Annotated in this window: 13 protein-coding genes and 1 other annotated feature; all 13 genes read right to left on the bottom strand. The window is 38.2% G+C overall.

The features are described from left to right. Nucleotides 1–184: 184 nt before the first annotated feature. The gene (gene ppdK / locus H0Z36_RS03755; RefSeq protein WP_296863915.1) at nt 185–2,833 is read right to left on the bottom strand and encodes a pyruvate, phosphate dikinase; all 2,649 of its coding nucleotides are present in this window, start codon (nt 2,831–2,833) and stop codon (nt 185–187) included. Further along, on the bottom strand, nt 2,826–3,647 hold the full coding sequence (locus H0Z36_RS03760) for a pyruvate, water dikinase regulatory protein (RefSeq protein ID WP_296863916.1): 822 nt from the start codon (nt 3,645–3,647) through the stop codon (nt 2,826–2,828). The genes ppdK and H0Z36_RS03760 overlap by 8 nt, the downstream gene beginning before the upstream one ends. 3 nt (nt 3,648–3,650) lie before the next feature. After that, nucleotides 3,651–4,301, bottom strand: coding sequence for a helix-turn-helix transcriptional regulator (locus H0Z36_RS03765; protein WP_296864124.1), 651 nt, complete (start codon nt 4,299–4,301; stop codon nt 3,651–3,653). A 96-nt stretch (nt 4,302–4,397) separates the two neighbouring features. Continuing rightward, a complete protein-coding gene (gene glyS, locus H0Z36_RS03770; RefSeq protein ID WP_296863917.1) occupies nt 4,398–6,467 on the bottom strand; it encodes a glycine--tRNA ligase subunit beta in 2,070 nt (689 codons plus the stop codon). A 3-nt stretch (nt 6,468–6,470) separates the two neighbouring features. Further along, nucleotides 6,471–7,379, bottom strand: a complete 909-nt coding sequence (gene glyQ / locus H0Z36_RS03775; RefSeq protein ID WP_296863918.1) for a glycine--tRNA ligase subunit alpha — start codon at nt 7,377–7,379, stop codon at nt 6,471–6,473. Between the two features lie 65 nt (nt 7,380–7,444). Further along, nucleotides 7,445–7,643: a binding site (T-box leader), on the bottom strand. Nucleotides 7,644–7,693: 50 nt separating this feature from the next. Beyond that, nucleotides 7,694–8,461 (bottom strand): DNA repair protein RecO, encoded by a 768-nt coding sequence (recO, locus tag H0Z36_RS03780; protein ID WP_296863919.1) that lies wholly within the window; start codon nt 8,459–8,461, stop codon nt 7,694–7,696. Beyond that, nucleotides 8,462–9,385: a hypothetical protein gene (locus tag H0Z36_RS03785; protein ID WP_296863920.1), complete on the bottom strand. Its 924-nt coding sequence runs from the start codon at nt 9,383–9,385 to the stop codon at nt 8,462–8,464. A 67-nt stretch (nt 9,386–9,452) separates the two neighbouring features. After that, nucleotides 9,453–10,100: a deoxyribose-phosphate aldolase gene (gene deoC / locus H0Z36_RS03790; protein ID WP_296863921.1), complete on the bottom strand. Its 648-nt coding sequence runs from the start codon at nt 10,098–10,100 to the stop codon at nt 9,453–9,455. 20 nt (nt 10,101–10,120) lie between these two features. Next, the gene (era, locus tag H0Z36_RS03795; protein WP_296863922.1) at nt 10,121–11,002 is read right to left on the bottom strand and encodes a GTPase Era; all 882 of its coding nucleotides are present in this window, start codon (nt 11,000–11,002) and stop codon (nt 10,121–10,123) included. A 14-nt stretch (nt 11,003–11,016) separates the two neighbouring features. Further along, entirely contained in the window at nt 11,017–11,403 is a 387-nt protein-coding gene (cdd, locus tag H0Z36_RS03800; RefSeq protein ID WP_296863923.1) for a cytidine deaminase, read from the bottom strand. A gap of 15 nt (nt 11,404–11,418) precedes the next feature. Continuing rightward, complete coding sequence (locus H0Z36_RS03805; protein WP_296863924.1) at nt 11,419–11,784, bottom strand: diacylglycerol kinase family protein; 366 nt, start codon at nt 11,782–11,784, stop codon at nt 11,419–11,421. 6 nt (nt 11,785–11,790) lie between these two features. Beyond that, nucleotides 11,791–12,261 carry an rRNA maturation RNase YbeY gene (ybeY, locus tag H0Z36_RS03810; protein ID WP_296863925.1) on the bottom strand — a complete coding sequence of 157 codons (471 nt, stop codon included), beginning with the start codon at nt 12,259–12,261 and terminating at the stop codon, nt 11,791–11,793. Then, nucleotides 12,239–14,407 carry an HDIG domain-containing metalloprotein gene (locus tag H0Z36_RS03815; RefSeq protein ID WP_296863926.1) on the bottom strand — a complete coding sequence of 723 codons (2,169 nt, stop codon included), beginning with the start codon at nt 14,405–14,407 and terminating at the stop codon, nt 12,239–12,241. Before H0Z36_RS03815 ends, ybeY begins: the two co-directional genes overlap by 23 nt. Between the last annotated feature and the right edge of the window lie 2 nt (nt 14,408–14,409).

Consider the following 14,409-nt stretch of genomic DNA (forward strand, 5'->3'; position numbering starts at 1 on the left):
AGAAAAGAGACAAACCTCCTATAAAGTAACTCTTTTAATTCATGGAGGATGCCCAAAAAAGAAAATGTCAATCTGTCAGGATGAGTAAGAAATATTAACTTTAAAACATAGATGGTATATCATCCCTAAGAAAAATTTGCAAAAAAAAAATACCCACCATAAGGTGGGGAGGTTTTCTCTCATTTTATTTTTTGTTTTTAACCGCCGCCTGAGCAGCTGCCAATCTGGCAATCGGTATACGATAAGGCGAACAGCTTACATAATTGAGCCCTATAAGGTGGCAAAATTCAACAGAACTAGGTTCACCTCCATGTTCACCACAAATTCCAAGCAGTATATCTGGATTTTCTCCTCTTGCCTTTTCTACTGCAATTTCCATGAGTCCGCCTACCCCTTTGCGATCCAAAACAGCAAAGGGATTATTTTTTATTATTTTTTTATCTAAATAAACCGGTATAAACTTCCCTTCTGCATCATCACGACTGAAACCCAAAGTCGTTTGGGTTAAATCATTAGTTCCAAAGGAGAAAAACTCAGCTTCTTTAGCTAATTCATCCGCAACTATACATGCACGCGGCAACTCTATCATGGTTCCTACTGCATAATTAAGCTTTTCCCCTGTTTCCTGTTCAATTTCACGGTAAACATCATTAATTTCTTCCTTAAGCATAGCAAGTTCAGATATATCCATAACCAAAGGTATTTCAATTTCAGCAAAAGTCGGAATGTTTTCTTTTTTAAGCTGAACCATAGCTTCAAATATAGCCCTTGCCTGCATACGGTAAATTTCAGGGTAAGTCAACCCCAGCCTGCAGCCGCGATGTCCCAGCATAGGGTTAGCTTCAGACAAGCTATGTACCTTGGCAGCTAATTCTTCTTTTTCCTTTATGACTCCTGGATCAGCATTGGAATATTTAAGTTCGGCAATTTCTAAAAGAAGTGTTTCATAGTCAGGCAAAAATTCGTGCAAGGGCGGATCTAAAAGCCTTATAGTTACCGGATAGGGTGACATAGCCTTCAATATGCCGTAAAAATCTCCTCTCTGGAAGGGTAAAAGTTTATCTAATGCTTTCTTTCTTTCTTCTTCGCTATCTGCCAGTATCATTTCTTGAACTATTGGCAGTCTTTCAGTTTCCATAAACATATGTTCAGTTCGACAAAGTCCTATACCTTCTGCACCAAATTCACGTGCTTTTGCTGCATCCTGAGGATTATCAGCATTAGCTCTAACTGTAAGCATTTTAGTTTCATCTGCCCATTTTAAAAGGGTAGCAAATTCTCCCGAAAGAGCAGGTTCAATCATGGGAACTTCGCCTAACATAACTTTTCCGGTTGCACCATCAATCGAAATTATGTCGCCTTCTTTTACCACCAAATTATTAACCGTAAACTGCTTAGCAGCCATATCAATTTTTATAGATTCACATCCGCATACACACGGCTTGCCCATTCCTCTTGCTACGACCGCAGCATGAGAAGTCATTCCTCCGCGGGAAGTTAAAACACCTTGGGCCAAAACTATGCCGTGAATATCATCGGGCGTTGTTTCCGTTCTTACCAAAATTACTTTTTCTCCGGCTTCTCCAAGCTTTTCAGCTAAATCAGCATCAAAAACTACTTTTCCACAGGCAGCTCCCGGAGAAGCAGGCAGTCCCTGGGCAACAGGCTCTAACTTGGCATTCGGGTCAATCTGTCTGTGTAAAAGCTGATTCAGCTGTTCAGGCTCTACCTTCATAAGTGCTTCTTCAACAGTTATCAAACCTTCATTCACCATATCTACCGCAATTTTCACGGCTGCCCTGGCAGTTCGCTTGCCATTCCTGGTCTGAAGCATGTAAAGTTTTCCCTTTTCTACCGTAAACTCAATATCCTGCATATCCCGGTAATGCTTTTCCAACCTTTCGCAGGTATCAATAAACTGCTGATAAACCCCAGGCAGTTCTTCTTTAAGCTTAGATATAGGCATAGGAGTTCTTATTCCGGCTACCACATCTTCTCCCTGGGCATTTACCAAAAATTCGCCGTATAATTCCTTTTCGCCGGTAGAAGGATTGCGGGTAAAAGCAACGCCGGTTCCGCTGTCCTGACCCATGTTACCAAAAGCCATTGACTGAACATTTACTGCAGTTCCCAAACTATCGTCAATTTTGTTTATGCGCCTGTATACTATCGCTCTCTGATTATTCCATGAATTGAAAACTGCTTTTATCGCCATTATAAGCTGTTCCTGGACATCCTGCGGAAAATCAAAACCTTTTTCCTTTCTAACTAGGACTTTATATTCTTCAATCATCTTTTTAAGCTCTTCAGCCGGGATTTCATAGTCAAAAATTACACCCAGCTTGCTCTTGTATTTTTCTACAATTTCCTCAAATAACGAATGTTCAACTTCTAAAACTACATTGCTGAACATCTGGATAAAACGCCGGTAACAATCATAAGCAAATCTTTCATCATCAGTTAAAGAAGCAAGCCCAACTACTGTTTGGTCATTTAAACCTAAATTCAATATAGTATCCATCATACCCGGCATAGAAATGGCTGCTCCAGATCTTACCGAAACTAAAAGTGGATTGTTAGCATCGCCAAACACCTTGCCTGTCTTTTGCTCAATTTCTTTAAGGGCTGCATAAACCTGATCCATCATTTCATCCGGGAATTTTCCGCTTTGAGACAAATAAAAATTACATGCCTCAGTAGTAATAGTAAAACCAGGCGGAACTGGAAGCCCAATACGGCTCATTTCCGCTAAATTAGCACCTTTGCCCCCCAAGAGGTACTTCATCTCAGCATTTCCTTCTTCAAAAAGGTATACATATTTGTGGCTAGACATTGCTCAACCTCCTATAATAGATTTCTAAAATTTTGCTTGCCGTTTCTTCAACAGCCTTATTAGTTACATCTATTACCGGGCAGCCAATTTTTTTCATAACTTTATCGGCAAATTCTAGCTCTTCTAATATTCGTTTTTCATCAGCATAACTGGCTTGCCCTTTAAGACCTAAGCTTTTAAGCCTTTCGGCCCTTATATGGTAAAGCTGTTCCGGATTTATGGTAAGGCCAATAACCTTGCCTTTTTCCTGCTTAAATAATTCTTCAGGAGGTGCCACTTCTGGTACCAGAGGAACATTAGCCACTTTTATCCTTTTATGAGCCAAATACATAGAAAGAGGAGTTTTTGAAGTCCGCGAAACCCCTATCAGGACTATGTCAGCCAGGTTAATTCCGCGTGGATCTTTGCCATCATCATACCGAACAGCAAATTCTACCGCCTCTACCCGCCGATAATACATTTCGTCAACTTTTCTCAAGAGGCCCGGTTCCTTTTTAGGTTCTATCCCGCTTAACTTTTTAAAAGCATCAATAACCGGCCCTAATATATCTATACATACAACTCCGGCTTCCTCAGCTTTTTCCTTAAGAAACTGAGCCAGTTCATCAATAACCAGTGTATAGGCTATCATAAAATTATTGGCTACCGCCTGCTCTACCACATGGATAATTGTATCCCTATCTCCTATGTTAGGAACCCTTCTTATCTCCATATTGCCTGAATTAAACTGGCTGGCAGCTGCTCTGACCACCATCTCAGCAGTTTCCCCTATTGAATCTGAAACAATATATACTCCCGGCAAATGATGTGTCAAAACTTAAACCCCCTCAATTCTTTTAGTAGCCAGTTCCAAAAAGAGCCTAGCCACCGTTGTCTTGCTTATTTTGCCTACTACCTGCAGCTTTTCTTCGTTATCTTTATCGATAAAACATTTTACTACCGGCAGACTGTCAACTTCATGTTCTACAATCTTGCGAACTGCTTCAACTACAGTTTCATCCATTGTAGTAGTGATTATATTCGGCATCCGCGTCATTATTACGCTTATAGGCACTTTATTTATATCTACCTGTCCTAAAGTTGTTTTCAAAAAATCCTTGCGCGATACTACTCCTACCAGATAGTTATCGTCTCCCACTACATAAATGCTTCCAGTATCTTCTGTAAACAAAGCTACTATTGCATCATAAATGCTGCATGTTTCCTTTACCACTACCGGAACTGACTGGACATCCCTTACCCGATAGCGATTTAATATCTTGCGGATTTCACTTTCCACCGCTCCGTTGCGAAAAGTATAACCCACACGGGGTTTAGCTTCCAGATACCCGGACATAGTCAAAACAGCCAAATCTGGCCTTAACGCTGCCCGGGTAACATTTAGAAGCTCAGCAATGTTTTCCCCCGTAATAGGTCCATATTTTTTTACAATTTCCAGGATTTTTTCCTGCCTTTCAGTTAACTCTATCATGACCACCACCAAATTATGCTATACTTTTTGGGGGAATTTTGTTTAATTATACTATACTATATAGCACAAAAAAATCCTGTTTTTTAAAAAATTTTATTCAACAATTTTACTAAAATCAGCAATATTATCACATAATTTTACAATTGATTTTAAAAGCCCTAACCGGGTAGCTTTAAGCTGTTCGTCATCCACCATAACCATAACCCGGTTGAAGAAATTATCTACATAATTGCGCAAAGAAGCGATTCTTTCTAAAGCCTTCTCATAATCTCCCTTGTCCAAAATCCCTTCAATTTCGCCTTTTACCTTTAAATACTCATCATATAAAATTTTTTCACTTTCATCTTCTAGAACTGCACAATCAACTTCAACTTTATTCCATTTTTTTGAAAGATTGTTGCAGCGGCTGAAAACAGTCATAAAATCACTAAATTTTTCATCTTTCTTAAATTCTTGAATTAGCAGTGTCCGTTTCAATACATCATTCAAATCGCCAGTAGGAACAGCTAAAACTGCATCAATTACATCATATGATATATCTTTTTCTAAAAGAGCACCGCGCATTCTCTGAAGTATAAAATCTAAAACCTCTGCTTTCGTCTCATCTTCAGTTTTTTTCGGATTAAAGGGAACTACATTTTGATAAGCCTTAGCTATGACAGAAGCTAAATCAATTTTTAACCCGGAATCTATTATTATATTTACTATTCCTATTGCCTGACGTCGCAGAGCATACGGATCCTGGGAACCACTTGGCTTAATTCCCATAGCAAAGAATCCTGTTAAATTATCTATCTTTTCAGCCAAACTCAAAACTAACCCAGTTTCGGTTTTAGGTATTTCATCTCCGGCAAATCGCGGCAGATAATGTTCAAAAATTGCCTCACTTACTTCCCTATCTTCCCCTTGGTTTAAGGCATAATATCTCCCCATAATTCCCTGCAATTCAGGAAATTCATAAACCATGTTGCTTACCAGGTCAGCTTTGCACAGATTGGCACTTCGAATTATTTTATCCTTACTGCTCAGGCTGTAAGTCTCTCCTATAAACAATGCTATGTCCTCTATTCTTCCTACTTTATCCCTGATAGTTCCCAACCGCTCATGGAAAAGAATATTCTCTAATTTTTCTGCCATTTTTTCCAATGGTTGTTTTAAGTCTTCTTTCCAGAAAAAGAGCGCATCTTCCAGACGTGCTTTTAATACCCTTTCATTCCCAGCTCTTACCACATCTATAAATTTATCAGTTCCATTTCTAACCCCAATAAAAACATTCATAAGCTTTCCTTCTTTATCAAATACCGGTACATATCTTTGATGTTCGATCATAGTAGTAGTAAGAACTTCTTCAGGAACTTCCAGATAAGAAGGTGAAAAGCTGCCTGCAAAAGCAGTCGGATATTCTACTAGATAATTTAATTCTTCCAAGAGTGCTTTATCTTTAAGAGCTTTTCCCCCTAAATCTTGAGCAATCTTTTCAATCTGCTCCCAGATTATCTCTTTCCTCTTTTCCTGATTCAAAACTACATAATTATCAGCCAAAACCTGAAAATAATCTGCCGGACTTTTCACTTCGATCCTGCCTTTTGATAAAAACCGGTGTCCGTAAGTCCAATTGGAACTTATCAGATTTTCCAGGTTAAATTCGATTTTTTCTTTTCCATACAAAGCCAAAAGCCATCTTATAGGACGGGCAAAACGGAAGGCATACCTTCCCCAACGCATGGATTTTGGGAAAGATAAAGATTTAAGAAGCTCATAAAGTAGAGAAGGAAGCACATCTACCGCTAAAGCTCCCTTTTCCGTCTTTATTGCAAAAACATATTCTACTCCCCTAACATCCTTTATAGTAACTTCTCTTATATCTATACCCTGACTGCGGGCAAAACCTTCTAAAGCCTTGGTAGGTTTACCTTCGGCATCAAAAGCAGCAGCTTTTTTAGGTCCCCTGTTTTCAATAACCGCATCTTCCTGTTTTTCGTTAAGCTCCCGGACATATAAGGTTAAACGGCGGGGAGTCCCATAGGTCTTTACCTCTGTATAATTGAGTCTGGCCTTATTAAGAAGTGAAACAGCATTATTTTTTAAATCTTCTAAAGCCTTTGGCATATATGCAGCAGGAATTTCTTCCATCCCAATTTCAAATACTAAATCCCTGGTCATAGTTTAAACCTCCTCCGTTTCCAAAAGTTTAAGGCGCAAATTTTCGTCTTTAATAAGCGGATAACCCAGTCTTCGTCTTTGTTTCAAATATTCACTGGCAATCATACGCGCTAGATTTCGCACCCTTAAAATATAGCTCATCCGCTCTGTTACACTTATAGCTCCCCTGGCATCTAAAAGATTAAAAAGATGAGAGCATTTAAGAACATAATCATAAGCAGGAAGAACCAGATTTTTTTCGGCAATTCTCATCGCTTCTTTTTCACACAAATTAAACATGGTAATTAAGGTATCTATATCGGCATACTCGAAATTATAATAGGAATAATCTACTTCTCCCTGATGATGAACATCAGCATATGTTATGCCATCCACCCATTCAATATCGAAAACACTTTCCTTATTTTGAATAAACATGGCAATTCTTTCCAGTCCATAGGTTATCTCAGCACATACTGGATTACAGTCATATCCTCCGCACTGCTGAAAATAGGTAAACTGAGTCACTTCCATACCATCAAGCCATACTTCCCAGCCGAGTCCCCAGGCACCTAAAGTAGGAGACTCCCAGTTATCTTCCACCAGTCTTATATCATGCTTTTCCGGATCAATACCTAAATCTCTCAAACTATCCATATAAAGATCAATAACATTGTCCGGAGAAGGCTTCAAAATTACCTGATATTGATAATAATGCTGCAAACGATTGGGGTTTTCTCCATACCTTCCGTCAGTTGGACGCCGGGAAGGCTCAACATAAGCTACATTAAAAGGTTCTGGCCCTAATGCCCTGAGGAAAGTAGCCGGATTCATAGTTCCTGCTCCTTTCTCCACATCATAAGGCTGCTGAATAATACAGCCCTGCTTACCCCAATAATTCTGTAAACGCAAAATAATCTCCTGAAAATTCATTTCTTTTAACCTCCCTGGCAAGATTTTTTATAAACTACTTTAAAAATTATAAAACCCGTCCCCAAAACAGGGACGGGTTTACCCGCGGTTCCACCCTGGTTGGTGCTCAAAGCACCCTCCTCATTATTCTCGGGCTTTACTCACCGAAAGGCTTTCCTCCCGCAACTCCGAAGCGCCTTCAGAAAGTTTAGCCTACCGGCTTTCACCTGCCCCGGCTCTCTTTTAAGGCATCCCTTTCCTACTCCTCTTCTTCATCGTTCTCTTTTATTAAATTTTCCCAATTTATCATTTTGTATATTAGTTTAACAAGAGCTTTATCCCTTGTCAAATGTTAGGGGAAGGCTTTTCTTTAAATCAGATATTATATATTTAGTGTTAAATTTACGCTCTATATAATATTCCAGGTATTTTTCCAAAATCCTTTCAATCTTATTCAAAGCACCCTCGGATGCTTTTAATCTTTCTAAAGTCCTGATATTACTTTTGGCTAAAAATTTAAGCAGGCTTAGAGCTTCTCCAGACAGCACAAAATCCGGTTTAATTATTTCTGAACACTTTTCGCATAAAACTCCACCCCCGCTAAGACTAAACATGTTCATAACCGGAAACTTTTGTCCGCAGTTTACACAAACATCAAGTTCAGGTTTATATCCGAGCTCAATCAAAAGCCGCATTTCAAAATATCTTATAACAATAAAATTTAATCCCCTAGTTTCAATATACTCCAAAACTTCAAGAACATCCTTGTAAAGAAAAGGCATAGGTACTCTTTCTAAAAGGGATTTGTCCAGAAGCTCCATAACATAAGCAATATACAAAGTTTTTCCTAAATTTTCCCGAATATCAGCGTAAAAATCCATAATCCTGCCCTGGGTAATGAGATCTAATTCGCCCCCCCGACTCAGATATAAAAATGAATGGGCAAAAGGCTGGACACATATCCTAAGACTGCTTCCCGGCTTTTTAACCCCTTTAGCAATCGCTTTCACTTTACCTTCTTTTTCAGAAAACAAGGTTACCAGCTTATCTGCATCCCTGTAATCGGTAGATTTTACTACTACTGCCCTGGTTCCATAGTACATTTATCCTTTCCTCCATAAAACATCAAAAACCGTAAAAGGCTCATTTACAATATTAACAGGAATATTTAAGTCTGTCTCTAAAGCATTGGCATAAACCAATGCATCTTCCTGACTTATTTTATTATAATCAAAAGCCAGATATATTTCAGTTATATCATTTTGCCCCCCTCTTTTTATCAGGCCTTCAAGTTTATCCTTATTCTCATAATATTCATAATTAATATAAGCAAATACCAAACCGTTAAACTTGCTGATTCTTTTATCAGCCCAAAAATTAAAAGCTGATGCAGATGAACTCCTTTTTTCCAACTGTTCTAAAACCCTCTCAACCATTAATCTTAGATTAGCGTCATCTTTTACCAAAGCCCAGCGGGGAGCAACTGCTATTACTGTTTTTAAATCAGCTTTCTCAGCTAAAGCTAACACCGCTTTTATTTTTATTGCATCATGCATATAGCTGTGGGCAGTATAGCCTTTTATTTCAGGCATAATTATTATATCCGGATTCATCCCTAAAGTAGGCAGATGATGGCCTCCATCAAATATCACAACCCTGTACGCTTTATCACGCATATTTTTAAGAAGGATTTGTCCTTCCGAAGTAGTATGGAAAGAATCAAAAGCAGAACATTCAACTAATGTATTATATCCTTCTCTTAAAGCCCGGTTAATTTGAACTACAAAATCACCTTTATCAACCGGCAAAAAAACTTTTACCCTGACTTCTTCTTTTTCAATCCCTAAATCGCGAAGACCAGGGTTATAAACAACTTTAATTTCAGCAAAGTCGCTTATATTACTCCCATAAAAGCTTAAAGCTTCTTTATACAGGCTATTTTGCAAAAAGGAATAAGGATAATTTATAAGGCAGTAGATATAGAAGCCTAAAATAATAAGAAGAAGATAAAAAGTTTTTCTGAACATAACAATATTAACCCCTCATATTCCTTTCTTACCTTAATATAAAAAAATAAAGGGGCAACTCCCCTTTCTATAAAACCCCTATTATTTTCAGTGGATTGCTACTTCCTATACGATGCACCCCAGCTTCTATAAGCCTTCTGGCAAAATCAAGCTCTTTTATTCCTCCACTGGCCTTTATTTTGAGTTTATTACTTTTATTTTCCTTAATAATTTCTATATCTTCAATACTGACCCCCCGGCTGGAAAAACCGGTAGAAGTTTTTATAAAATCAGCACCGGTTTCACTTATTATTTTAGTAGCAACTGCCAACTCATCCTCAGAAAGCAAGGCTGTTTCCACAATAACTTTAAGCACATAATCAAAATCCTGTTTTAAACGAAGAAGTCCTTTTATTTCATCTTCAACCAATTTATAATCCCTATCTTTAAAAGCCCCTATGTTCATAACCACATCAAGCTCTAAAGCTCCTATTTTCAACGCTTCTACCGCTTGAACCCTTTTAACATCAGGCAGTTCTGCTCCTAATGGAAAACTTATTACAGTGCAAGGTTTAACCGGGGTTTTCCTTAAAATAGAAACAGCTAAAGGGAGCCGGCAGGGATTTATACAAACTGCTGCCATATTATACTTCACCGCTTCTTCACATAACTTTTTTATATCATCACTGGATGCTTCTGGTTTGAGATTGGTAGCATCTATATATTGTGCAAGCATATGAACATCTCCCCTAAAAATCACAACCTAAATCCTAACTGACGCAAATTTGCTTCATTATCCCGCCAGTTCTTCTTAACCTTTACCCATAAATCCAAATAAACTGGCATCCCAATCATCATTTCAATATCTTTACGCGCTTTTTCCCCGATACTCTTTAACATCTGTCCATTCCTTCCAATTATTATCCCTTTTTGGGAATCCTTTTCAGTATAAATAACTGCTCTTATATATATTTTCCTTCCTATTTCATTTTTAAATTCTTCTATCTCAACTGCAATCGAATGGGGAACTTCATCCCTAGTTAAAATCAAAACCTTCTCTCTTATAAGCTCAGCTACAATAAAAGATATCGGCTGATCGGTAAAGTCTTCTTCAGGATAATAAAAAGGGCCTTCCGGCAAAAATTCAAATGTAGACCTCAAAAGTTCTTCTATATTCTGGTTGCAGGCAGCAGATATCGGTATTATCCGGGTAAAGCTCATTTCATTCCGGAAATTCTCAATATATTCATCAACCCTTTCAGGAGAAACCAAGTCTATTTTATTAACTACGAGAAATACTGGCACAACAGCATTTTTAAGCTGTTCTATTATGAACTGCTCTCCCCCGCCAAAAGGTTTGGTGACATCTATCATATAGTATATGAGATCTACCTCCTCTATACTGCGGGTAGACAATTTAACCATATACTCTCCCAAAAGATGTTTAGGTTTATGAATGCCAGGGGTATCTACAAATACTATCTGACCTTCATCACAGGTATAAATACCTTGAATACATGTTCTGGTTGTCTGCGGCTTTTCTGATACAATAGTAATCTTCCTTCCAATTATTGTATTTATCAAGGTAGACTTCCCAACATTCGGCCGTCCTACAATGCTTACAAATCCTGATCTCACTTATATTACCCCTCCTATTTATCAAAAAGAAAAAGGTTTGGAAGCATATCTTTTAACAGATATTCACAATAGTTATCATTCTCATCAGTAACAATAACTCGAATATGGGGAGAAAACTCGGCTAAAACCTGCAAACATGCCCCACATGGATATACAAAACCTTTGCCTGAACTCGTAACACAAATAACATTAAAATCTCTTTCCCCTGCTGTAACCGCCTTAACTATTGCAGTTCTTTCTGCACAAATCGTCAGACCATAAGAAGCATTTTCTACATTAGCACCAGTATAAATATTTCCACTGCTAGTTAGCAAAGCTGCTCCCACTCTAAAATTAGAATATGGTGCATAAGCATATTTTTCTGCTTTTCTCGCTTCTTCAATAAGTTTTTTAATATCCATAAACATTATCCCTTCTTATAATAACCAGGATAAAAAATAAGGGCCAAAAACAATTAATCCAATAATGACTGCTATTAAAGCGCTAAAAAAAACTGCTCCTGCTGCTATATTTTTAGCTTCTCTAGCCAGAGGATGATAATTCTCAGTTACAAGGTCAACCGTTCTTTCTATTGCTGTATTTAAAGTTTCAGCAACTATCACAATACAGATCGTAAGTAAAAGTAATCCCCATTCTGTACGGTTAATACGAAGGACAAACCCCAACAAAACTGCACATACAGCAGCTGATAAATGAATTTTCATATTCCTTTCACTTATCACAGTTTTCTTCAATCCTGATATTGCATAGGTAAAACTTTCCTTTAAGCTCCTGGTTTTCATAATATTTTACCTTTCCAAATTTACTGCTGACATTATTTTTTCCTCTTTATCACGCATAATCCTTCTTTCTTCCTCATTTTTATGATCATAACCTAAAAGATGCAGCATTCCATGCGCAGTAAGATATCCTAACTCTCTTTCTAAAGTATGGCCATATTCTTTACTCTGCTCGGCTGCCTTTTCTAAAGATATCACAATATCCCCTAAAATATTTATCTCCTCTTTTCCTAAAAAATCAGGTTCGTCTTCACCCGATTCGTTCATAGCAAAGGAAAGCACATCGGTGGGCTTATCCTGTCCCCGGTAATCTAAATTCAACTTGTGAATAAAAATATTGTCCGTTATAAGAACACTTATTTCACAGTTTTCCTCTATTCCTTCCATCCCGGCAGCAGCAGTTATAACATTTTCCACGATTTCTCTCATTCCATCGGTAAATTCAATCTTTTCCTGTTCATTTGTTATTACAATCTCCATCTAATTCGCTTCCTTTCAATTCGCGTGCTATGTTTTCCGGATATTCTATCCTTTTGTGATAAATCCCGTCTAAAACTTTGCAGAATGCTTCCGCCGCAACATTAAGATCCCGGAAAGTAAGCTCACAAAGATCTAGCTGTCCGTCATCTAATTTTTCTTTTATTACTTTGTGTACCATTTGTTCTATATTCTCTGGCGTAGGATCAGAAAGAGATCGGACAGCTGCCTCTACTGAATCAGCCAACATAACTAAAGCTACTTCCTTACTTTGCGGCTTCGGACCTTCATACCTAAAACTTTCCTCACTTATCTGTTCATGTTCTTCTAAAGCCCGACTGTAAAAATAGCGTGCCAGGCTGGTTCCATGATGCTGTTCGATAAAATCCATAATTACCCGGGGCAGTTTTGCCTCTCGGGCTAACTCTAACCCTTCTTTAACATGTGAAGTAATAATAAGGGCACTCAATGCAGGGGCAATCTTTTCATGAGGATTTTCTCCTCCCCGCTGATTTTCAATAAAATATTCCGGCCTTTTAAGCTTGCCAATATCGTGATAATATGCTCCTACCCTTACCAGTAAAGAATTGGCTCCTATCGCCTCAGCTGCTGCTTCTGCCAGATTTCCCACTAAAAGACTGTGGTGATATGTGCTGGGAGCCTCCAGCAAAAGCCTCCTTAAAAGATAATGGTTCGGGTTTGATAGCTCTAAAAGCTTTATCATGCTGGTTATAGAAAAGGCAGTTTCTAGATAAGGCAGAGCTCCTATCATAAGTACTGCCGAAAGCAAACCATTGACAGTTCCTATGGCAATACCTGTAAAAACCAGACTGAGGCTGATGTTTCCGCTTATAAAAATAAGGGTTATTATTGTTATTATATCAGCTAAAGCCACATAAATACCCGCTTTAGCTAGGTCAGAAGTCTGGCTTAATTTATAAACCTTAAAAACCCCTACCGTTCCCCCAACAAAGGCTACAATGGCATAAAAAAGCTGGTTGCCCTCAGTAAGCAACCCCACATATAAAGCCATAATCATAGTTATAAAATAGGCCAAACGGTTATCCAAAAGAATAGCAATAAGCATAGAGCCTGCCGCCACCGGAGCGGCATACCCCATAAGACTGTTAAGTTCTGGTTTAGCCCCTATCTTTATGATAGTAAGAAAGCGGGTGATGAGCAGTATTAGAATAAAAATAAGTCCAATAAGTAAAAGTAAAGGCGAGCTGTCATATATATGCTTATAATACCGGCGTAAAAACTCAATTATGAGCCAAAAGGTAATAAGCACAAAAATCCCTGCTCCAACCAGGGTTAAAGGATAGCTCTTGCTCTTTTGAAGGCCTAACTGTTCAAGAATAGATATCTGCTCCTCAGTAACCCGATCTCCTTCTCGGACGATTATCTCTCCTGCTTTAATCGTTTTCTGTACCGGCTGCACTGCATCAGTGGCTTCTTTTATCGCTTTTTCCGTTGCCTCTTTATTATAAATCATATTGGGACGCATAAACCCAGCAACCGTTATTTTTATTATTGCTTTAGCCTGTGCAGTATATGGAAGAGCATCTATTTCACTTTTTACCTGTTCCAAAGTAGCAGGAAGGGCCTCTTCAGTTATAGGTTTCTGCATTGTCTTATAAATTACAGTCCATGAAGCCTGATGAATCTGTGCTAAATCAGCATTTCCCACTTGTAAAATATAGCGGGCAAGCTCATAATATGAAAACTCCGGTTTAAAATCTTTATCAGCAACTGCTCCCTCAAGAATCTGCTTAATCTTTTGCTCCTTATCTTCTGCTTCACTGTTTAATACATGGCTTAATGAGGTATAAAAACTGTCAACTTCTTCCTTGGCATTAGAAAGTGCAAAATTATCCTCCTGATACACCTTCTGAACCTTACTGGCAGCCTGAGCTTTAAGCTCAGCGGTTTTCTTCTCATCAATTACGACAGCAGTTACATTAGATTGTATGTCACGGGTAGCAACTTCATCCGGTTTCAGAGAAAGCTGATGAGGACTGAAGTTGCTAAAAAGAATAGCAATAGTTATACTAAAAAAGAATAAGACTCCAAGGGTCTTTTGAACCTTGGGATTAGTAAAAAATTCTCTTATCTTACAGGAATTTAATTTCAAGATATCACGCAGCATAA

Source organism: Thermosyntropha sp. (assembly GCF_017656155.1).
In the GTDB taxonomy this organism is placed as follows: domain Bacteria; phylum Bacillota; class Syntrophomonadia; order Syntrophomonadales; family Syntrophomonadaceae; genus Thermosyntropha.

What these genes read in the sequence shown, in the direction of transcription:
- ppdK (WP_296863915.1), bottom strand. Translation starts at nt 2,833, where the DNA reads ATGTCTAGCCACAAATATGTATACCTTTTTGAAGAAGGAAATGCTGAG.
- glyS (WP_296863917.1), bottom strand. Translation starts at nt 6,467, where the DNA reads ATGACCAGGGATTTAGTATTTGAAATTGGGATGGAAGAAATTCCTGCT.
- glyQ (WP_296863918.1), bottom strand. Translation starts at nt 7,379, where the DNA reads ATGAATTTTCAGGAGATTATTTTGCGTTTACAGAATTATTGGGGTAAG.
- recO (WP_296863919.1), bottom strand. Translation starts at nt 8,461, where the DNA reads ATGTACTATGGAACCAGGGCAGTAGTAGTAAAATCTACCGATTACAGG.
- H0Z36_RS03785 (WP_296863920.1), bottom strand. Translation starts at nt 9,385, where the DNA reads ATGTTCAGAAAAACTTTTTATCTTCTTCTTATTATTTTAGGCTTCTAT.
- deoC (WP_296863921.1), bottom strand. Translation starts at nt 10,100, where the DNA reads ATGCTTGCACAATATATAGATGCTACCAATCTCAAACCAGAAGCATCC.
- cdd (WP_296863923.1), bottom strand. Translation starts at nt 11,403, where the DNA reads ATGGATATTAAAAAACTTATTGAAGAAGCGAGAAAAGCAGAAAAATAT.
- H0Z36_RS03805 (WP_296863924.1), bottom strand. Translation starts at nt 11,784, where the DNA reads ATGAAAACCAGGAGCTTAAAGGAAAGTTTTACCTATGCAATATCAGGA.
- ybeY (WP_296863925.1), bottom strand. Translation starts at nt 12,261, where the DNA reads ATGGAGATTGTAATAACAAATGAACAGGAAAAGATTGAATTTACCGAT.
- H0Z36_RS03815 (WP_296863926.1), bottom strand. Translation starts at nt 14,407, where the DNA reads ATGCTGCGTGATATCTTGAAATTAAATTCCTGTAAGATAAGAGAATTT.